This is a genomic window from Rhodococcus sp. NPDC059969, from assembly GCF_042738325.1.
GTDB lineage: Bacteria > Actinomycetota > Actinomycetes > Mycobacteriales > Mycobacteriaceae > Rhodococcus_F.
Genome location: NZ_JBHWUF010000015.1, coordinates 23,190 through 43,036, shown reverse-complemented (window position 1 = coordinate 43,036; position 19,847 = coordinate 23,190). Strand labels below are relative to the sequence as shown.

Below are 19,847 nucleotides of genomic sequence, written 5' to 3'. Positions count from 1 at the left end.
TACCGTTAGTTTACCTAACGAACCCCGGCGAGCCATTCGACGCCTCTACGTTCCTTTCATGCAACTGAGCAGAATATTGTCGTGCGCCGCCGTGACCGTCGCACTCCCCCTCACCGCCCTGGCGACCCCGGCCTCGGCATCGCCAACCGGCAGTCTCGACTGGTCCGGTTCGATCGGTAGTTCAGCGCCCCAGCCGGTTTCGACGTTCGACGTCCAAGCCCACCGCGGCGGACTCGGCCTGTACACCGAGAGCAGCCTGGCTGCGTTCGCCAATGCCCTCGAAATGGGCGTCAGCACACTGGAACTCGATACCCAGATCACCGAGGACGGGATCGCTGTCGTCACACACGATCGGAAGATCTCGAACAAGAAATGCCTCGACACCGAGCCGGCCACTACCGGCGACCCGGAGTTCCCGTACGTCGGCAAATTCGTCAACACGCTGAGCCTGCAGCAGATCAAGACCATGGACTGCGGCACTCTCCCCCTTGCCGGATACCCTGAGCAGCAGAATGTTCCGGGAGCGAAAATGCAGACGCTCGAAGAAGTGCTTGCCCTGGTGAAGTCGTACAACGCACCCGGAATCAAGCTCAACATCGAGACCAAGGTGGAAGCGGGAGCGCCTCACGAGACCGCCCCGCGTGAGCAGTTCGTCTCTGTTGTTCTCGATACGATCCGGGCAGCCGGATTGTTGGACAGCGTCACCATTCAGAGCTTCGACTGGGGCTCGCTCATGCTCACCCGTCAACTCGCGCCGAGTGTCCCCGTCGTTGCGCTCACTAACGGCGACTTTCTCCAGGTAGGCAAGGACGGAGCGTCACCGTGGCTCGGCGGTCTGGACATCGATGATTTCGGTGGCGACGGCATCGCGGCGGTAGCAACCTTTGGTGCCTCCGCCTACTCCCCCGTCCAAGGAACTCCGCAGGGTGGAAAGGTCGGGGATCCCGGTTTCACCCTCTATCCGACAGCCGACATGATCGCGAGCGCACATGCGCGTGGCATGAAGGTCATCCCGTGGACCGTCGATGATCCCGCCACCATGCACGCCCTGATCGACCTCGGTGTCGACGGGATCATCACCGACTACCCCGATCGTCTCCGAGCCGTTCTGGCCGAGCGAGGCATGCCACTACCTGCACCTGCGGTCAAGAAGTAGCCTCCACCGCGCACCGAAGCAGGTACCTGAACAGGTACTACGGCCGATGTCCCCGGGGTCCCGTCGGCCGCATCCTGGACAGGTACTTGCTCGGGTGATCGGAGGTGAATTCTGATGATGTCTTTGAAGGATCAGTTGGACAACTGCGAATACCTACTTGCCGACGCGGAAATGGCCGGCGACTGGAATGCTGTCCGGCGATTCAGGGAATACCGGCTCAGGCTCGTTCGACAACTGTGCAGGCAAAGGGCCGCCGGCCTCTGCGCCTAGAGGCCCGAACTCAACCGTATCTGAGCTGGTCCCTCTGGGCGGTTACGATCCGCCGTCGCCCGAGTCACAGTCGGGTGCTCTCACCAATTGAGCTACAGAAGGTATGGCCCGCAGTGCTTTTCGACTGCGATCTTTCTCTGCCGAACCATACGGGCCCGCATCTCGTCCGCGCTACTGATTTTCGAGTAGACGATCTACACCGACCACCGCTGCGAGTTCGGTTCCGCGTCCCCGCGGGGACGTCTCCGTAGAGGCCACGCCGAATCACCGCTGACCAGCAGTCGATGGGATGATTACCTGTGTGTCCATGTCCGCACCGCTGCCCGTCAAGAACGGGGTTGGCCCGACGCGGCTACGCATCCCCCTGTCCGGGCCGTGGGCGACAATCGCGGAGTACGTCGTGGCCAAGTTCGACCATCTGGACGCCGAAAACCTGTATCGGCGGTTCGACGACGGCGAGTTCGTGGGAATCGACGGCACCTCGATTCGCCGGAGCACAGAACTCAGCGCGCACCGGTTCGTCTGGTACTACCGAGAGTTGCCGGCAGAGGACCCGGTGCCGTTCCACGAGGAAATCCTGCACACCGACGACGACCTCGTCGTCATCGACAAACCACATTTTCTCCCGACCACCCCCAGCGGGCGCTACCTGCGCGAGTCGGCGCTCGTCCGCCTGCGGGTCCGCCTCGACAACCCCGATCTGACCCCGATCCATCGGCTCGACCGCGGCACCGCGGGCGTGGTGATGTTCTCGGCTCGCCCCGCGACGCGCGGCGCGTACCAGTCATTGTTCGAGAAGCGTCAGGTCACGAAGGTCTACGAGGCGGAGTCGGCGCGACCGCCCCAGTGGGGCCAGGATGCATCGGGGTTCGCCGAATCCGACGGTCCCCTCGTCTACCGCAACCACATCGAAGCTCGACGCGGCGAGTTGCGGGTCCTCGTCGACGACAGCCGTGAACCTAACTCCGAGACCATGATCGAGGCGCGAGGGACGGGCGTGAGCGCGTCTGGACGTTCTGTGCTGCACACGGTTCTGCGTCCGCGCTCCGGACGGATGCACCAGTTGCGGGTGCATTTGGCGGCTCTCGGCGCCGGGATCCTGGGCGACCGGCGATACCCCGACCTGCTGCCCGACGCGCCGGACGATCATTCCCTCCCACTCCAATTGCTCGCGAGGGAACTCGAATTCACCGATCCGTTGTCGGGGAGAGCGTGGCGGTTTGTCACTCGTCGGACGCTCAGCGAGATGCCAGTGGGGTAGGACCAGAAGCCGCAGGGCGATTATGCAGCCGCGAGGATAGTTATCGCTGCGGCTGCACAATCGCCCTGCGGCTGTACGGCGGATTAGACGTTGAAGCGGAACTCCACCACATCGCCGTCGGCCATGACGTATTCCTTGCCCTCCATGCGGACCTTGCCGGCAGCCTTGGCCGCGGCCATGGAACCCGCCTCGACGAGATCGTCGAAGGACACGATTTCAGCCTTGATGAAGCCACGCTCGAAGTCAGTGTGAATGACGCCGGCAGCCTGGGGCGCGGTGTCACCCTTGTGGATCGTCCAGGCGCGAGCTTCCTTCGGACCAGCCGTCAGGTAGGTCTGCAGCCCGAGAGTGTGGAAACCGGTGCGTGCAAGCGCGTGCAGGCCGGGCTCGGTCTGACCAATGGAGTCGAGCATTTCCTGGCGGTCTTCCTCGTCCAGTTCGAGGAGTTCCTGCTCGACCTTCGCATCGAGGAACACGGCATCGGCCGGCGCGACGGAAGCGAGCAGTTCGGCGACCTTCGCCTCGTCGGTGAGCACCGACTCGTCGGCGTTGAAGACGTAGAGGAAGGGCTTGGTAGTGAGCAGGCTCAGCTCACGCAGCAACGAGAAGTCGAGCTTGTCCTTGACGCTGAAGAGCGTCGTGCCCTCGTTGAGGAATGCCTGAGCCTTGAGTGCCTCGTCGTGCGCCGGCTTGAGCTCCTTGTTCTTGCGAGCTTCCTTGTCCAGACGCGGGAGAGCCTTCTCGAGAGTCTGCATGTCCGCGATCACGAGCTCGGTCTCGATGACCTCGATGTCCGAGGCCGGGTCGACCTTGCCGTCGACGTGGATGACGTCGTCGTCGGCGAAGACGCGCACTACCTGGCAGATGGCATCAGCTTCACGGATGTTGGCCAGGAACTTGTTACCCAGGCCTGCGCCCTCGGATGCACCCTTGACGATTCCCGCAATGTCGACGAACGACACGGTCGCGGGAAGGATGCGCTCGGAGCCGAAGATCTCGGCGAGCTTCTGCAGCCGCGGATCGGGCAGCTCGACCAGGCCGACGTTGGGTTCGATGGTCGCGAACGGGTAGTTCGCTGCCAACACGTCGTTGTTGGTCAGTGCATTGAAAAGGGTGGACTTGCCGACGTTGGGCAGTCCGACGATTCCGAGGGTAAGGCTCACGGTCTGTGGATTCTACGGCCTCGCGGCGACGCGACGGGTACTCGCCCCACCGTCACGTCGCCGCAGGTGATCAGTTGTAGGTATACGAGTCCACGGACGACACGATCGCAACCAGGAAGATCACGTAGAACGCGATGAACAGCACCCAGCAGATGACGGCTATCAGGAGCGAGATCTGCCCGAGCTTCTTCACACGCTCGGATGCGTACTGCGCGCCCTGGTGATCGCCCATCGCCCACTTCGGGTAGATGTCGTGCAGGTGGTTGAACGCGGCGAACGCGATAGGCCAGAAGAAAAGAATCGACGCGACGGCCCACCCGGCATTGGACTTCGGCGGACCGTACTGCGGCGCCGCATACGTGGGAGCAGCGCTGTACTGCTGGGCCGCGCTGTACTGCTGACCGGCCGGGTACTGCTGTCCGGCTGAATACTGCGGGTCAGTCGGGTACTGCTGGCCCGACGGATACTCCTGGCCTGCTGAATACTCCTGGCCTGCTGAATATTGCTGCCCGGCTGAATACTGCTGGCCCGACGGATATTGCTGCTCCTTCGGATCCTGCGGGTCGGTCGGATATTGCGGTTCGGTCATCATTCCCCCAAAGTGTCGGATTCGGTTCTCTAACGCAGAACCTAGTGGAGACTTACCGCTGCCGTGTCACAGTGAGCGCCTACGCTCTCGAGGTGACTCGGATGCTGATCGTGCTCTTGATATGGATGGTGGGTCTCGGCTCTGCCGCCCTCGCAATTTTCGTCTCGCCCGGATGGTGGTTGATCGCTGTCGTCACTCTCGCGCTGGCGGCCATGGGCACCTACGACCTCACTCAGAGGTCCCACAGCATCCTCCGTAACTATCCGGTCCTCGGGCACGCGCGATTCCTGCTCGAGAAGATTCGACCGGAGATCCAACAATACTTCGTCGAATCGTCCACCGACGGAATGCCATTCGATCGGGAAACGCGAGATCTGGTTTACGAGCGCGCCAAGGGGACACTGGCGGAAGAGCCCTTCGGAACCGAGCGTGACGTCAATGCGATCGGCTATGAGTTCATGACGCATTCGATTCGAGCACGGACCGCCCCCGACACGGTTCCGCGAGTTCGCCTCGGCGGACGCGATTGCACGAAGCCGTACGACATCGCTCTCCTGAACGTCTCCGCGATGAGCTTTGGATCGTTGTCCGCCAACGCAATCGAGGCCCTCAATGCCGGCGCCGCGAAAGGCGGCTTCGCCCACGACACCGGAGAGGGCGCGATCAGTCCGTATCACCGCAAACACGGTGGCGATCTGATCTGGGAAATCGCCTCGGGATACTTCGGATGCCGAACCGAGGACGGCCGATTCGATCCTGACCGTTTTGCCGAGCGCGCCGGCTCCGATCAAGTGAAAGCAATTTCGGTCAAGCTCTCACAAGGTGCCAAACCCGGCTTGGGTGGCGTGCTTCCCGGAGTCAAGGTCTCCCCCGAAATCGCCGAAACCCGAGGGGTACCCGTCGGCCAGACCGTGATCTCACCACCCTCGCACACCGCGTTCAACACCCCGGTCGAACTGGTCGATTTCATCGCGACCCTGCGAAAACTGTCGGGAGGCAAGCCGGTCGGCATGAAACTGTGTGTCGGCTCGCGTCGTGAATTCCTCGGCATCTGCAAAGCGATGATCGAGCGCGGCATCACGCCCGACTTCATCATCGTCGACGGTTCCGAAGGCGGCACCGGCGCAGGTCCGGTGGAGTTCGAGGACCACATGGGCATGCCGTTGACCGAAGGCCTGATGCTGGTGCACAACGCCTTGGTGGGAACTGGTCTGCGCCCCCTCGTGAAAGTCGGCGCCTCCGGAAAGGTGGCGAGCGGTTCCGACATCGTCAAACGCATCATCCAGGGCGCAGACTTCACGATGGCGGCCCGCGCAATGATGTTCGCAGTGGGCTGCATTCAGGCCCAGATGTGCCACACCAACCGCTGCCCGGTCGGCGTTGCCACTCAGGATCCGGCACGCACCCGCGCACTCGACATCCCCGACAAGAGCGAGCGCGTCTACCGCTTCCAGAAGGCAACTGTCGCCAGCGCTCAACAGATGATCGCGTCGATGGGCATCGATTCCTTCGACCAACTGCAACCGGGAATGCTCAACCGCCGCGTCGACGGTCTCACCACCCGAACCTATGCCGACCTGTTCGACTGGCTGATGCCGGGAGAACTGCTCGAGTCCCCGCCGCAGAGCTGGCTCACCGATTGGATCGACGCCGACGCTCACCGATTCTGACGCCGGTCGACTCCCGCGCCTCAGATCGCGCGGATTCGCCCTTCTGGTCCTACAGTGACAGATGGTCCGCTGTGACGGCGGCCACACGTGCACTAGTGGACGGAGTTCGACGATGAGCTTGACGACTGCGCCGGAACCAAATGTCGAGTACCTGAAAACCGATCCTGACCTGCCACCTGTCGGTGTCATCGACAAAACACCCATTTCCACGACTGCGCGCGTCGTCTTTCTCGTTCTCGGACTGGTCGGCGCGGGCGCCTGGTACATGATCGCGATTGTCCGCGGTGAACACATCAGTGCCGTGTGGTTCGTGTTGGCCGCAATCTGTACCTATCTGATTGCCTACCGTTTCTATGCCCGGTTGATCGAACGCAAAATCGTCAAACCCCGCGACGACGTCGCCACTCCCGCCGAGATCATGGAGAACGGCGCCGACTACATGCCGACCGATCGTCGGGTGCTGTTCGGTCACCACTTCGCGGCAATCGCCGGTGCCGGTCCACTGGTCGGGCCTGTCTTGGCCGCGCAGATGGGATATCTGCCGGGAACGATCTGGATCATCGTCGGCGTCGTGTTCGCCGGGGCGGTGCAGGACTTCATGGTCCTGTGGATCTCGTCCAAGCGACGCGGGCGCAGCCTCGGTCAGATGGCCCGCGAGGAACTCGGCCTCGTCGGCGGTGTCGCCGCATTGATCGGTGTGTTCGTCATCATGATCATCCTTATCGCGGTGCTGGGCCTCGTCGTCGTCAATGCGCTCGCCGAGTCCCCGTGGGGCGTCTTCTCGATCGCGATGACCATCCCCATCGCCCTGTTCATGGGCGTGTACCTACGGTATCTACGCCCGGGCAAGGTCTCCGAGGTCTCCCTGATCGGCGTCGTCCTCCTCCTGCTGGCCATCGTCTCCGGTGGTTGGGTTGCCGATACCGGTTGGGGTGCAGACTGGTTCACGCTCTCCAAGGTCACCATCGCGTGGCTGATGATCGCGTACGGATTTGCCGCTTCGGTGCTGCCGGTGTGGCTGCTCCTGGCGCCGCGTGACTATTTGTCGACGTTCATGAAGGTCGGCACCATCGCACTGCTGGCCATCGGAATTCTGGTCGCACGACCCGCGCTGAACATGCCGGCAGTGACGCCGTTCGCCTCCAACGGCGAAGGCCCGGCCTTTGCCGGTTCACTGTTCCCGTTCCTGTTCATCACCATTGCCTGTGGCGCTCTCTCGGGATTCCACGCGCTGATCGCCTCGGGCACGACACCGAAGCTGCTCGAAAAAGAAAGCCAGACCAAGATGATCGGGTACGGCGGCATGCTGACCGAATCATTTGTTGCGATCATGGCTCTGGTCACCGCCTGCATCCTCGATCAGCACCTGTACTTCGCACTCAACGCTCCCGCGGCGCTGACCGGCGGTACCCCCGAAACCGCAGCCGAGTACGTCAACAACCTGCCCCTCGGCACCGCACCCATCACACCGGACGTGCTGACTCAGGCAGCCGAGGCCGTCGGCGAAGAATCGATCATCTCGAGAACCGGCGGTGCCCCGACGCTCGCATTCGGCATGTCCGAAGTGCTCAGCGACGTGTTCGGCGGTGACTCGCTGAAATCGTTCTGGTACCACTTCGCGATCATGTTCGAGGCGCTCTTCATCCTCACCACGATCGATGCCGGCACGCGCGTCGCTCGGTTCATGCTCTCAGACTCGCTCGGCAACTTCGGCGGTCCGGCAAAGAAGTTCAAGGACCCGTCGTGGCGCATCGGCGCATGGTTGTGCTCACTGATCGTGGTCGCTGCGTGGGGCGCGATCCTGCTCATGGGTGTTACCGATCCGCTCGGCGGCATCAACACCCTCTTCCCGCTCTTCGGCATCGCGAACCAACTACTCGCCGCGATCGCCCTGACGGTCGTCATGACGATCGTCATGAAGAAGGGCCTGTTCAAATGGGCCTGGATCCCCGGCGTGCCGTTGGTGTGGGACCTGGTCGTGACCATGACCGCGTCGTACCAGAAGATCTTCTCCGACAACCCCGCGATCGGATACTGGGCTCAGCACAACGTTTTCAAGGATGCGAAGGCTGCCGGCGAGACGGCGCACGGTTCCGCGAAGACTCCCGAAGCCATCGACGCCGTCATCCGCAACACCTTCATCCAGGGCACGCTGTCGATCATCTTTGCCTCACTGGTGATTGTCGTCGTCATCGCCGGGATCATCGTATGCGCCAAGGCAATCCGAGCCGGCGGTCTGCCGACCACCGAGTCCCCGGAAGAACCGTCGAAGATCTTCGGTCCCGCCAGCTTCATTCCGACGCCCGCCGAGAAGGAAATCCAGAAGGAATGGGACGAGCTGATCAAAGCCGGGAAGGTCCGCGCGCCCGGAGCCGCGCACGGAGGTGGGCACTGACCATGACGACGGCGACCATGACGGCAAAACTCACCACAGCGTTCCGCGGAACGCTGTGGTGGGTTCGCTCGGTGATGGGTGATCTCGACTATCAGCGCTACGTCGAGCACACCCGACGCCACCACACCGACTCACCCGTGATCAGCGAACGAGAGTTCTGGCGACGCCGACACGCAGCAGCCGACGCCAATCCAGGCGCCCGCTGCTGCTGAATCCGGTCAGGGGCAGGTGGCCTTCGCGAGTTCGTAAATGTGGCCAGCCTGCTCGTCGGTGGGCTTGTTGCCGTTGTTCTCGGCCAGGTCGGTGATCTTGGCCTTGACCTTCGCCTCGTCCGTGCCGTTGGCGACCTCGGTGCACGTGGTCGTCAAGATCTCCTCGATGTCTGCGTCGTCGCGGTTCTCCGCCAACGGTGCGTAAGCCCCACGGAACGTGGCGACGAACAGCGCCGTCTTGCCCTGATCGATGGCGTTGCCGGCTGACTGTTTAGCCGTCTCGAGCGCCTGTTGCCCGCTCGTGACTGCCTCGCTGATCTTGTTCTGTGCGTTGTCCTGATCCTCGGTGCTACACGCGGTGAGCCCGAGAACGACGATTGCTGCTGCCCCGACTGCTGCTGCGATTCTCATGAAGGAAATGTTAGTCCGGTCGGCATGCTTCAAAACACAGTATTGCAGCGCAACACACGAGTTATCGCATGCAGTCGTTACGATCAGCTCAGCTAGATCACCGGATTCTCACATCGGCGAGGAGATCCCTGCGCCGACGGAAAGGACGATCAGTGAGCGAGCAAGACAAGGGGACGTCCGCAGGGGTGCGAAAGCGCGACCGCGGCGAGATCATCGGGCAAGGGGGTATGTGGCTCGCGAAGTGGTCGTTGGTGTTGGCGTCGATTTCGCTGGGTGCCTGGATTTTCGGTTGGCTGATCGAAAAGCTCTGGGTCATCGTCCTGCCGGTGGCTCTGGCGATCGTTGTTGCGACGGTCATGTGGCCACCGACCCGCGGCATGATCAAGCGCGGTATGCCACCGGCCGCGGCAGCCGGCATCACCCTGGTGCTCTCGATCGGCATCCTGGCCGGAGTGATCGCAGGCATCGTTCCGTCAGTGGTCAGCCAGGCCCCCGAGCTCGCGAACAAGACCACCGAGGGCATCAACCAGGTTCAGGACTGGCTCCAGGGTCCGCCGTTGAATCTCAAGGACGACCAGATCGACAACGCTGTCCACGCCGTCATCACCAAGGTGCAGGAAAGTGGAACTGCTATCGCTTCAGGCGTTTTCAGCGGTGTGAGCACGGCTAGCTCGTTGTTGGTCACGCTCGGTTTGGTCCTGATTCTCGCGTTCTTCTTCATCAAGGACGGACCGAGGTTCATCCCGTGGCTGCACGCTGTCGGCGGCGGCCGTGCCGGAAGGCACCTCGAAGAGGTCCTCACTCGCATGTGGGACACGCTCGGCGGATTCATCAGGACTCAAGCGCTGGTGAGCTTGATCGACGCGGTCTTCATCGGCGCCGGATTGCTGATCCTCGGGGTCCCGCTGGCACCGGTGCTGGCAATTCTCACATTCATCGGTGGCTTCATCCCGATCGTCGGTGCGTTTGTCGCCGGCGCCCTGGCCGTCTTGGTTGCCCTGGTGGCCAACGGTCTCACCACCGCCATCATCGTGCTCATCATCATCCTGGCGGTTCAGCAGATCGAAGGAAACGTCCTTCAGCCTGTGCTGCAGAGCAAGTCGATGAAACTCCACGCCGTCATCGTGCTGCTTGCCGTGGCTGCCGGTAGCTCGCTGTACGGCATCGTCGGCGCCTTCCTCGCAGTACCGGTCGCCGCCGTGGCTGCGGTGGTCATCCGGTACATCGGCGAGCAGATCGACGAACGCGCAAGTGACAACGAGCCGATGCCTGCCGGCGACGCCTCGGACGTCCTCGAAGAGCAGGATGACGAAGCCGAGTCAGAGGTAGAGAACGAAAAGGCCTGATCAGCCCGCGATCACCTTCACCGAGGAGCCTGCACGTCCCCGAATGACGTGCAGGCGACTCGGGATTCGCTGCCGCATCTCGTCCACGTGACTGACGATTCCCACCACGCGTCCACCATCACGGAGCTCGTCCAGCACAGCCATCACCGAGTCCAGGGTGTCCGCGTCGAGAGTGCCGAATCCTTCGTCGATGAACATCGTGTCGAGAACGATTCCACCGGACTCCGCGGCAACTACATCGGCGAGTCCGAGCGCCAAAGACAATGATGCCAAGAACGATTCACCGCCGGAGAGCGTCTTCGCCGAGCGCACGACGCCCGTGAAGTCGTCACGGATGTCGAGTCCCAGACCGCCGCGGCGACCCCGAGTTCCGGCCTCGTCACTGTGGACGAATTCGTATCGTCCCCCGGACATCCGCTGCAGCCGAACCGATGCCGACACGGCAATCTCTTCCAGCCGCGAGGCAAGTACGTAGGCGCGCAGCGACATCTTGCGACTGTTCTGGCCTTTGCCGGCGATCACGTCGGCGAGGGCAGCGAGTTCGTCGTGCAGTTCCCGCTCGGGCGCAACCGCTTCGTATGCCTTCTCGAGTTGTCCACTGAACCGTTCGAGATCCGACACACGGTTCTCTGCCAGGGATGCGGCCGCAACAGCCAAGTTCACTACTTCTGCGCACTGAAGAGCGCGCTCACGAGGACCGTCCACGTCGACGGTCTCGACCGCGCCTACCGCGACGACGTCAGGATCGTCGAGGACTGTCCGAGCGGCCACCTCGAGGTCACGCGCTTTGGCGAGTTCCGTTTCGATCGCCGCGATTCTGGCAGGCGAGCGGACGCCCTCGATGGCAGCGTCGACCGAATCGAATCCGGCAGTGGCCGCCGCATCGGCCAGCTTGGTCGACAATTCTGCCGATCGCACCTGCGCACGGACGGCATGATCCCGCGCTTCGGACGCAGACGTGGCAGCGGACGCCAGCCCTTCGAACCGCGAGCGCCGAGCCGCGATGGACGAATCGTCTCCCACCGCAGCAACGATCGCCGCCCGAATCTGCGTGACCGTGGCCGACAGAGCCGAGATGCGCTCGGTCAGTGCCGCCAATTCGGCCGTCAGAGAAGCGGATTCCTGTTGCAGCTCGCCGTCACGCTCGTTGAGTTGCGCGAGCTTTTCGGCCAGCGCTTCTACCTGCCCGGAAGCCCGCGTTGCCTCGTCGACGGAGTTCTGCGCCGCAGCGCGAAGCCTGTCGAGTTCTTCGACATCACCGTCGCCGCCGCGCGCAATCACCCGATCGATGTCACGCTCGACGGTTCCCTGACGGTCGACGATTTTGCTCAGAGCTTTCTCGGCTGCGCGCTCGGCTGCCGACGCGGCCTCGAGATCGGGCTCGGTGACCGTGACGACATCCGACTGCGCCAACGCAGGGTGTTCACGCGAACCACACACCTGGCATGCATCACCGGGTGCGAGAGAACTCGCCAACTCCGCTGCCATGCCCTCGATACGCTTCTGCACAAGATCGAGCCAGCGCCCACGAGCACCCTGGTGCGCGTCACGTGCATCCAACACCTGCACAAGAATCTTCGCGGCTTGCGCACGCAGAGAAACGATTTCATGGGCCGCTGTCGCAGCATCCGAGGCCTTCGCAAGTGCAGCTTCGAGGCCGGGAAGGGTGGCATGCGCGCGTTGCGCTTCGTCCAGTCGTTGGCCGGCCGCGCGCACCAGCTCTGGCAGTTGAGTCCGTTCACGCACAATGGCATCGAGGCGCTCGGACAGGGAGTTTCGCCGAACTCCGAGTTTTTCGATCTCGGCTTCTGTCGCATCGGCACTGCGAGCGTCCTCCGCCAGCGCGTCCAGCCGAACGATCTCGTCACGCCACGTCCGGATTCGAGCTACGACGCGTTGGCGCTCATCGCCGGTGGGCGGCCACACTTCCGGCTCGAAAATGTCCGGCCCGTCGAGTGCGGTGTAGGTCGACATCGCGGTGTTCATCGAATCGAGCGATGCGGCAAGAGCCACGCGGGCAGCTTCTACGTCGCCGGCGATGGTCGCCACCGGCAGTGCGCGCTTGGCAGTCTCGAGTTCGGCGGCGATCGCAGATCGGTGCGCGGCGCCGGTGTTGAATGCCGCGAGTTCACCGGTTGCACGATTGCGGCGAGCGACCAGGTCGGCGGTCCGCTGCGCCGCTGAGAAAATCCGATTAGCCTCAGCTGCTGCATCTTTGGCAGTCACCATCTCGGAGAGACTTGCGTCGCGGGTGTCCTGAGCCTCGGCGAGGAGTTTGCGCGACCATTCCAGTGGGTGTGCCTCGGCGCCTACCTCCAGCCCAGCGGCAGTCTCGACCTTCGCGAGCAGCAGTCGCACGGACTGCTCCCTGGCCGCGAGTGCGGTGGCACTTGCCTTTCGCTTGGCGTCGAACCATGCCTCGACGGAGACAAAACGTTTGGTGTCGAACAGCCGCTCGAGCAGTTTGCCTCGCTCGTCGCTTTCGGCACGTAGAAATTTGGCGAACTCACCCTGCGGCAAGAGCACCACCTGGAAGAACTGATCAGCGCTCATGCCCATGAGGCGATTGATCTCGTCACCGATGTCAGGGATGCGCGAGAGGTTTTCGCCGTGGCCGTCCAACCACGTCAGTGTGGCCTTGGCATTCTCGGTGATCGAACCGGTCCCGCGCTTCTTCGGACGCGAATACTCAGGACTGCGAACAAGTTTGATTCTGCGACCACTGATGGTCGCCTCCAGTTCCACGCGCGGCACCGAGCCGGCGGGCGCGTGATCGGACAGCAATCGCTTGCCCTCGTTGCGCGCACCCGGCACTCGCCCGTACAGCGCAAACGCAACCGCGTCGAGGATCGTGGTCTTGCCTGCCCCGGTGTCGCCGTGAAGGAGGAACAGCCCGTCTGCACCCAAACGGTCGAAGTCGACCTCGACCGTGTCGGCAAATGGCCCGAAAGAGCTGACTTCGAGTTTGTGCAGTCTCACGCGGTTTCACCCAGTTCGACCGTGGACTCCTCGGCGCGCGCGGCAGCGCTGAGCGCTTCGGCCATCAACGTGACCTCGCGCTCGGACGGGTCACTACGCACTGCCGAGACAAAACCGCGGGCGATCTCCATGTCGGTTCGACCCCGTACCGCATCGCGGTACTTGAGATCCGATTGTCCTTCCGGCCTTTGCCATTCGAGATGAACGGCAAAGGGAAAACGGGCCTGGAGCTGCCTCATGGCATCGACGGGACGGACCGGGTCGGTAAGCAATGCGGAGACATAGCACTGCTCGGAATCGGCATACCTCGACTCGGTGAGAAGTTCCTCGAGCGTTCCAGCCACCTGGCTCAGACCCCGAATCACCGGTAGATCGAGGCGCTGCACCGATGACAGACCGGTTGCGTCGAGCTCGATCAGGAGCGCAGCCTTGCGGTGGCTGCGTTCACCGAACGAATACGGCAACGGTGAACCCGAGTATCGAACACTCTCCGAGAGCATCTGCGGAGAATGCAGGTGTCCGAGGGCGACGTAGTCGACGCCGTCGAACTCGCCCACTGCGACGGTCTCGACTCCGCCGACCGAAATGGAGCGTTCCGATTCCGAGGCCTCACCGCCCACGACAAAGGCATGCGCGAGCAATACCGATCGAGTGGACGGGTCGACCGCCGTTCGTTCGGCGAGATCTCGCCGAACACGCGACATGGCCGCTCCGAGGATGTCGGAATGAGTACGAGCCCGGGGCACGTCCAACTCGACGCGTGTGATCTCCGGCTCGAGATACGGAATCCCGTAAAACGCGACAGGCCCGAACTGATCACTCAGCATCACCGGAGTACCGATCTGGCCGACGCGGGTGATCAAGTGCAATCCGCCGGCAGCGGCAAAGGATGCCCCGGCCCCGAGCCGCACCGCGGAATCGTGGTTACCGGACGTCGCGACGATCACCGCCCCGGCCGCCCGGATTGTCTCGAAGCCTCGATTGCACACGGTGACCGCATCGGAACTGGGAATCGAACGGTCGTAGATGTCCCCCGGCACGACCACGATGTCGACGCCGTGTTCATGAACGGAATCTGCGATGGAACCGAGCACACTCGCCTGATCGGCCAACAGATCGACGCCGTGAAAGGTGCGACCTATGTGCCAATCGGAGGTGTGCAGAATCTTCATGAATCCGACGGTAGAGCAGCCCACCGACACCACCGATCTCCCACGCTGACGGCTTCGACGGTGTGCCCCAACCCACGAGCGTCCGGTGACCCTGCACACAATCCGTCCGGTTCGTTTGACGAAGAACCCGAAACCATCGCGCCATCGCGTCGATAAATGCGCCAGCCACGACCCGCACAAACACGGCCGACAACGCAAGAACCGCTAATGTCGTTATGTGTCTGCAACCCAACGTGCTCGCTCCGGGGTACCGCTGGACAAGCGATCGCTCATCGTGACCGTCCCCGGCCTGCCCTGGTGGGGAGTGATCCTGCTTGCTGCCGGTGTCACCGCTGTCGGCGTACTGATCGATGCCACCGGAGGTGGCGGCGAGCTCACCGCGGTGTTCTCGACGTTCTACTTCCTGGGCTGTCTCTTTGCCGTGGTTGCCGCTTCGAACAAGGCATTGTTCACCGCGATGGCCCAACCGCCCCTGCTGCTCTTCGCCGCGGTGCCGATCGGGCACACGCTCATCGGTAAGGACAACAGCACCGCACTGCGCGACATCGCGATCAACATCGCTTATCCGTTGGTCAACCGCTTTCCGATCATGTTGGCTGCAACCGTGGTCGTGCTGATCATCGGCGGCTTCCGATACTTCCTGCTCAATCAGCGCCCCACCGGGCCTGCGCGCTCGACCCGCTCCCGCCGTTCGGCAACGTCTGCGTCTGCCACCCGAGACGCCTCCTCGGCGTCTGCCACTCGAGACACCTCCTCGGCGTCTGCCACTCGAGGCCCCGCGCCCGAGACCGGGCGTCGTCGCCGAGTGACCGACGCACCCGTCTCCGAGCCCCCTCGTCGCCGCGCCCCTGAGGTGGACGAACAGCCCGCTTACCGAAGCACCCCGAGGCGCGAGCCGATCCAGGACGAGCGCCCGCTGCCGCCCCGGAGAAGCCCACTGCCACCCAGGGTCGATCGCACGCATCAACCGCCTACGCGTCGCCCTCAGCCGGACAGCAGACCGACAGCAGACGACGACTACCCGTCGTACGGTCGGCGCCGAGCGCCCGAGCCCACCCCGGCGCCCAGGCGTGAGGAGCGGATGGAGCCCTTCTTCGCTTCGGGTGACGACGTATCGCCGCCGCTGCCCCCTCGCCGCCGCCCGCCGGGAGTCGATCTTCCGGCCTATCCGCCGCCGCGAGTTCGGTACCGCGATCGCGACGAGTCCTGAAACGCAGCTGCACCTTGAATCAAAAAATGCGGGGCACCTTCCATCTGGAAGGTGCCCCGCATTTTCGTCGTTCTACGACGTGCGCGCTGCTCGCAATTCACGGGGAAGGGCGAACACCAGAGTCTCGTTGGCTGTGGTGACGGGCTGAACGTCGTTGTAACCGTGCTCGGCAAGAAGTTCGATCACACCGCGCACGAGTACCTCGGGCACCGAAGCACCCGACGTGATGCCGACTGTCTGGACTCCCTCGAGCCACGCGAGATCGACCTCACGGGCGTAGTCGACCAGGTACGACGCGGCAGCGCCCGCACCGAGTGCGACCTCGACCAGGCGAACCGAGTTGGACGAGTTCCGCGAACCCACCACGATCACGAGATCGCACTCGGGAGCCATCGCCTTGACCGCGACCTGACGGTTCTGCGTGGCGTAGCAAATGTCGTCGGACGGCGGGTCCTGCAGATTCGGGAAACGCTCACGCAGGCGTGCGACGGTCTGCATCGTCTCGTCGACGCTCAGGGTGGTCTGGGAAAGCCAGATGACCTTCGACTCGTCGCGAACCGTAACCGCGTCGACCGAATCCGGGCCGTCGACGATGGTGACGTGATCGGGAGCCTCACCTGCGGTGCCTTCGACCTCCTCGTGACCTTCGTGGCCGATGAGCAGGATGTCGTAGTCGTCGCGAGCAAATCGCTTGGCTTCCTGGTGCACCTTCGTGACCAGGGGGCACGTCGCGTCGATCGTGCGCAAGTTCCGCTCGGCAGCCGAGTCGTGGACGGCCGGCGACACACCGTGCGCCGAGAACACGAGCAACGATCCCTCGGGAACCTCGTCGGTTTCGTCGACGAAGATCACGCCTTGATCTTCGAGCGTCTCGACGACGTGGCGATTGTGGACGATCTCCTTACGCACGTAGATGGGTGCGCCGTGCTTCTCGAGCGCCTTCTCGACGGTCTCGACCGCGCGGTCGACGCCGGCGCAGTAGCCGCGAGGCTCGGCGAGGAGCACGCGCTTGGCGCTGCCCTTGCGGGTGGACGGCGAATCAGCCGAGTGCGCGATACCGAGATTGAGAGGAACAGCCGAAGACATGTGACCAGCCTACTGGCACCTCGAACGTGAGACACTCCGGCAAACATGAACACCTCGTTTCGCGCGCCGTTCGAGGGTTGCGAAGTGAACGAGTACGGCCGTCACAGGCAAGTCGGCTACCGATTGTCGGTGCTTTGCGGCAAGCTGTGGGAATGATCCGACCACCGTTCGTGGCGCGCGTTGCCGCGGGACTCGCCGTCACCGCGATGGAAGAGGCAAAGAAGTTGCCCACCACCGCCGTCGCCCTGCCGATGACCGCCGTGAGCCAGATGCTGCAGACAAGCATGCGTGTGCAGCAGTCGATCACCTCGTTGGCTATCAAGGGCGATCAGGCGTTTGCCCTGATCAACTGGTCTTCCGAGGACGAACAGCCCGAGTGGGCAGTGTTCGACGAGGACGCCGACGCGCCTGCTGACTCGACGTCTTCCACCGGATCGACCTCGGCTGACACCCCGACCAACGCCGGACGCTTCGCGCTCTACTCGCTCGAGCCGACCGCCCCAATCGAGGAGCCCGCACCCGGCGCCGAGTCCGAATCCACCGCAGACACGTCGGACAAGCCTGCCGAAGAGCCGGAGATCGTCACCGAACTCGACTACCCCAACCTCACACTCGCACAGCTCCGTGCGCGCATCCGGACGCTCAGCATCGACGAGCTGACCGCAGTCCTGGACTACGAGAATGCGACGCTCGCCCGCGCACCGTTCCAGACCATGCTCGCCAACCGCATCACCACAGCCAAGGCAAAGTGACTTCCGCAACGCCCCCCGCTTCATCGCAGCGTTCGTCCGGCGCCAGTAGCGCTGAGCAGCCGTGGCCGGTCCGCACGGTTTCCGCGAAGGTTGCCGGCTGGATCGATCGGCTCGGCAGTATCTGGGTCGAAGGTCAGATCACCCAGATCAATGCACGCCCCGGCACCCGAACGACATTTCTCGTACTGCGCGATCCGTCGGCAGACATGTCGCTTTCGATCACGTGCTCACCACAGTTGCTGCACAATTCGCCGGTGCCGTTGACCGAAGGCTCGCGTGTCGTGATGTTCGGCAAGCTCTCGTTCTACACCGGACGAGGAACTGTGTCGTTGCGTGTCACCGAGATTCGCGCCGTGGGAATCGGGGAGCTGCTGGCCCGCATTGAGAGACTTCGCGCCTTGCTCGCCGCCGAGGGCTTGTTCGATCCGAGACTCAAACGGCCGCTTCCGTTTCTGCCCGGCACGATCGGCCTCATCACCGGCCGAGCCAGCGCTGCCGAGAAGGACGTCGTCTCGGTCGCCCATCGTCGTTGGCCCGCAGTGGCTATCGCGGTGCGTAACACCGCGGTGCAGGGCCCGACTGCTGTTCCCCAGATCATCGAAGCGCTGAAGGAGCTCGACGCCAACCCGGTAGTCGACGTCATCATCCTCGCTCGCGGCGGCGGTAGCGTCGAAGATCTTCTGCCGTTCTCCGACGAAGCGCTGTGCCGCGCCATCGTGGCCTGTACGACGCCGATCGTCAGTGCCATCGGCCACGAGCCGGACAGTCCGCTCAGTGACCACGTCGCCGACCTGCGCGCAGCCACGCCCACTGACGCGGCCAAACGCGTCGTACCCGACGCAGTGGCGGAAGCTGCCCTGGTTTCGGATCTTCGTGACCGCAGCGCTGCGGCACTGCGCAGTTGGGTCAAGCGTGAGTCTCATCTGATCGAGCAGTTGCGTACTCGACCGGTCATGGCATCACCGCTGTTGGCGGTGGATCGCCGCGCCGAAGAGGTCGAAAGGCTCCAAGCCGCGGGACGACGCGATGTGACCCGGCTGATCGACTCGGAGTCCCGAACAATCGAGCATCTGCGTGCCCGGCTCACCACTCTGGGCCCTGCCGCGACGTTGGCCCGCGGGTACGCCGTCGTGCAACGTGTTGTCCCCGACGGTGATCCGGAGGTTCTGCGCTCGGTCGAGGATGCACCACCCGGAACCCAGATTCGCGTTCGACTTGCAGACGGCGCCGTTCGCGCCGCAGTGATGGGAAGAGAAAAATGAGCAACGCCACCGACACCGACATCAACGAACTCGGCTACGAAGCCGCCCGCGACGAACTGGTGAGCGTCGTGAAGATTCTCGAACAGGGTGGCCTGGATCTCGACGCATCTCTCTCGCTGTGGGAGCGCGGCGAGGCGTTGGCCAAGCGCTGTGAGGAGCATTTGGCCGGCGCCAGGGCCCGCGTCGAAAAGGCTCTGGCCGAAGCGGACGAGTAAGGCCCGCTCCGACCGCAAAACCCTAAGGGGTGATCGGCTGCGCTGCGCCGACCTTCTCGGCAAGAGTCCGGAACTCTTCCGGCGTCGCCGCGCCCGTCAGCAACAGGCGAACATCTCCGACGTCCGTGACCCAGATCGACTCGACGCCTTCGCCGCCGAAGACATTCCACGTATCGGCACCGACGGTTTCGACTCCGGTCGCGAATCGCTGTCCACCGGCAACGTGTGACACCAACGGGAATTCCTCGGCGTTGCTCTGCGTCAGCTGAATGTAGCGACCGCTGGTCGTGATGAATCCCACAGTGCTCGAATCACCGCCGCCATCACCGGAAATGATCTTGCGACTGCCGGAGTTCGGGGTCCACCCGTCCGGAACACCGGGGTTACGGATGGGAAATCCGAGTTCCTTCGCGTCGTAGTTCAGAGCTGCGTCCACGTCGACGCTCGGGATCGGCCCCTGCGTCGGGCCTCCAGGACTGAACGTGCACTGGCTGGCGATGCCCGCAATGATGATGCAGAACAGCACCAACGGTACGAGAGACCAGACCATGTCTTTGTTGTCTTCGAGAATGCGGGGTTTCTTCGATGCCACACCCCCAGTATCCAGGTACTCCGCTCTGGATACGATTCCCGGTCCCCCTCGAGCGAGACAAAACGTCCGTGCGGCGACCCGACAGCGCACGTAGCCGCTCCCATCT

At 63.3% G+C, this 19,847-nt stretch carries 17 protein-coding genes and 1 tRNA gene; 10 read left to right on the top strand and 8 right to left on the bottom strand.

Annotated features, from left to right (window positions below; translation table 11 throughout):
* Positions 1-58 precede the first annotated feature (58 nt).
* A complete protein-coding gene (locus ACFWAD_RS27855) occupies positions 59-1,156 on the top strand; it encodes a glycerophosphodiester phosphodiesterase family protein (RefSeq protein WP_378549708.1) in 1,098 nt (365 codons plus the stop codon).
* Between the two features lie 296 nt (positions 1,157-1,452).
* Here the strand turns inward: ACFWAD_RS27855 and ACFWAD_RS27850 are convergent.
* Positions 1,453-1,528 (bottom strand) — tRNA-His (locus ACFWAD_RS27850).
* 187 nt (positions 1,529-1,715) lie between these two features.
* Between ACFWAD_RS27850 and ACFWAD_RS27845 the strand changes: the two genes are divergently transcribed.
* Entirely contained in the window at positions 1,716-2,687 is a 972-nt protein-coding gene (locus ACFWAD_RS27845; protein WP_378549706.1) for a pseudouridine synthase, read from the top strand.
* An 83-nt stretch (positions 2,688-2,770) separates the two neighbouring features.
* Here ACFWAD_RS27845 and ychF read toward each other — a convergent pair whose 3' ends face one another.
* Both ychF and ACFWAD_RS27835 read right to left on the bottom strand, forming a co-directional pair.
* On the bottom strand, positions 2,771-3,850 hold the full coding sequence (gene ychF, locus ACFWAD_RS27840) for a redox-regulated ATPase YchF (protein WP_378549703.1): 1,080 nt from the start codon (positions 3,848-3,850) through the stop codon (positions 2,771-2,773).
* Positions 3,851-3,920: 70 nt separating this feature from the next.
* Positions 3,921-4,442, bottom strand: coding sequence for a CD225/dispanin family protein (locus ACFWAD_RS27835; protein ID WP_378549700.1), 522 nt, complete (start codon positions 4,440-4,442; stop codon positions 3,921-3,923).
* 89 nt (positions 4,443-4,531) lie between these two features.
* Between ACFWAD_RS27835 and ACFWAD_RS27830 the strand changes: the two genes are divergently transcribed.
* The 3 genes from ACFWAD_RS27830 to ACFWAD_RS27820 all read left to right on the top strand — a co-directional run bounded on the left by ACFWAD_RS27830 (position 4,532) and on the right by ACFWAD_RS27820 (position 8,716).
* Positions 4,532-6,109 carry an FMN-binding glutamate synthase family protein gene (locus tag ACFWAD_RS27830; RefSeq protein ID WP_378549833.1) on the top strand — a complete coding sequence of 526 codons (1,578 nt, stop codon included), beginning with the start codon at positions 4,532-4,534 and terminating at the stop codon, positions 6,107-6,109.
* Positions 6,110-6,221: 112 nt separating this feature from the next.
* Complete coding sequence (locus ACFWAD_RS27825; protein ID WP_007726338.1) at positions 6,222-8,504, top strand: carbon starvation CstA family protein; 2,283 nt, start codon at positions 6,222-6,224, stop codon at positions 8,502-8,504.
* A gap of 2 nt (positions 8,505-8,506) precedes the next feature.
* Entirely contained in the window at positions 8,507-8,716 is a 210-nt protein-coding gene (locus tag ACFWAD_RS27820) for a YbdD/YjiX family protein (RefSeq protein ID WP_378549697.1), read from the top strand.
* 6 nt (positions 8,717-8,722) lie between these two features.
* On the opposite strand, the gene ACFWAD_RS27815 is transcribed toward ACFWAD_RS27820, so the two are convergent.
* Positions 8,723-9,127, bottom strand: coding sequence for a hypothetical protein (locus ACFWAD_RS27815; RefSeq protein WP_378539542.1), 405 nt, complete (start codon positions 9,125-9,127; stop codon positions 8,723-8,725).
* Positions 9,128-9,279: 152 nt separating this feature from the next.
* Here ACFWAD_RS27815 and ACFWAD_RS27810 point away from each other — a divergent pair, with 152 nt between their 5' ends.
* Positions 9,280-10,473: an AI-2E family transporter gene (locus tag ACFWAD_RS27810; RefSeq protein ID WP_378539541.1), complete on the top strand. Its 1,194-nt coding sequence runs from the start codon at positions 9,280-9,282 to the stop codon at positions 10,471-10,473.
* Here ACFWAD_RS27810 and ACFWAD_RS27805 read toward each other — a convergent pair whose 3' ends face one another.
* Positions 10,474-13,452 (bottom strand): AAA family ATPase, encoded by a 2,979-nt coding sequence (locus ACFWAD_RS27805; protein ID WP_378549694.1) that lies wholly within the window; start codon positions 13,450-13,452, stop codon positions 10,474-10,476. It abuts the gene before it with no gap.
* Positions 13,449-14,624: an exonuclease SbcCD subunit D gene (locus ACFWAD_RS27800; protein WP_378549691.1), complete on the bottom strand. Its 1,176-nt coding sequence runs from the start codon at positions 14,622-14,624 to the stop codon at positions 13,449-13,451. The genes ACFWAD_RS27805 and ACFWAD_RS27800 overlap by 4 nt, the downstream gene beginning before the upstream one ends.
* Positions 14,625-14,841: 217 nt before the next feature.
* Between ACFWAD_RS27800 and ACFWAD_RS27795 the strand changes: the two genes are divergently transcribed.
* A complete protein-coding gene (locus ACFWAD_RS27795; RefSeq protein ID WP_378549688.1) occupies positions 14,842-15,834 on the top strand; it encodes a DUF6542 domain-containing protein in 993 nt (330 codons plus the stop codon).
* A 72-nt stretch (positions 15,835-15,906) separates the two neighbouring features.
* Here ACFWAD_RS27795 and ACFWAD_RS27790 read toward each other — a convergent pair whose 3' ends face one another.
* Complete coding sequence (locus ACFWAD_RS27790; RefSeq protein ID WP_003945273.1) at positions 15,907-16,920, bottom strand: 4-hydroxy-3-methylbut-2-enyl diphosphate reductase; 1,014 nt, start codon at positions 16,918-16,920, stop codon at positions 15,907-15,909.
* Between the two features lie 152 nt (positions 16,921-17,072).
* On the opposite strand from ACFWAD_RS27790, the gene ACFWAD_RS27785 reads away from it, so the two are divergent.
* Genes ACFWAD_RS27785 through ACFWAD_RS27775 form a run of 3 tightly spaced genes read left to right on the top strand, consistent with a single transcriptional unit; the run spans position 17,073 to position 19,149 of the window.
* The gene (locus ACFWAD_RS27785) at positions 17,073-17,672 is read left to right on the top strand and encodes a lipid droplet-associated protein (RefSeq protein ID WP_378549684.1); all 600 of its coding nucleotides are present in this window, start codon (positions 17,073-17,075) and stop codon (positions 17,670-17,672) included.
* Positions 17,669-18,934 (top strand): exodeoxyribonuclease VII large subunit, encoded by a 1,266-nt coding sequence (gene xseA / locus ACFWAD_RS27780; protein WP_378549682.1) that lies wholly within the window; start codon positions 17,669-17,671, stop codon positions 18,932-18,934. Before ACFWAD_RS27785 ends, xseA begins: the two co-directional genes overlap by 4 nt.
* On the top strand, positions 18,931-19,149 hold the full coding sequence (locus ACFWAD_RS27775; RefSeq protein WP_003945276.1) for an exodeoxyribonuclease VII small subunit: 219 nt from the start codon (positions 18,931-18,933) through the stop codon (positions 19,147-19,149). The genes xseA and ACFWAD_RS27775 overlap by 4 nt, the downstream gene beginning before the upstream one ends.
* 22 nt (positions 19,150-19,171) lie before the next feature.
* Here the strand turns inward: ACFWAD_RS27775 and ACFWAD_RS27770 are convergent, their stop codons facing one another.
* Positions 19,172-19,741 (bottom strand): DUF4245 domain-containing protein, encoded by a 570-nt coding sequence (locus ACFWAD_RS27770; protein WP_378549679.1) that lies wholly within the window; start codon positions 19,739-19,741, stop codon positions 19,172-19,174.
* Between the last annotated feature and the right edge of the window lie 106 nt (positions 19,742-19,847).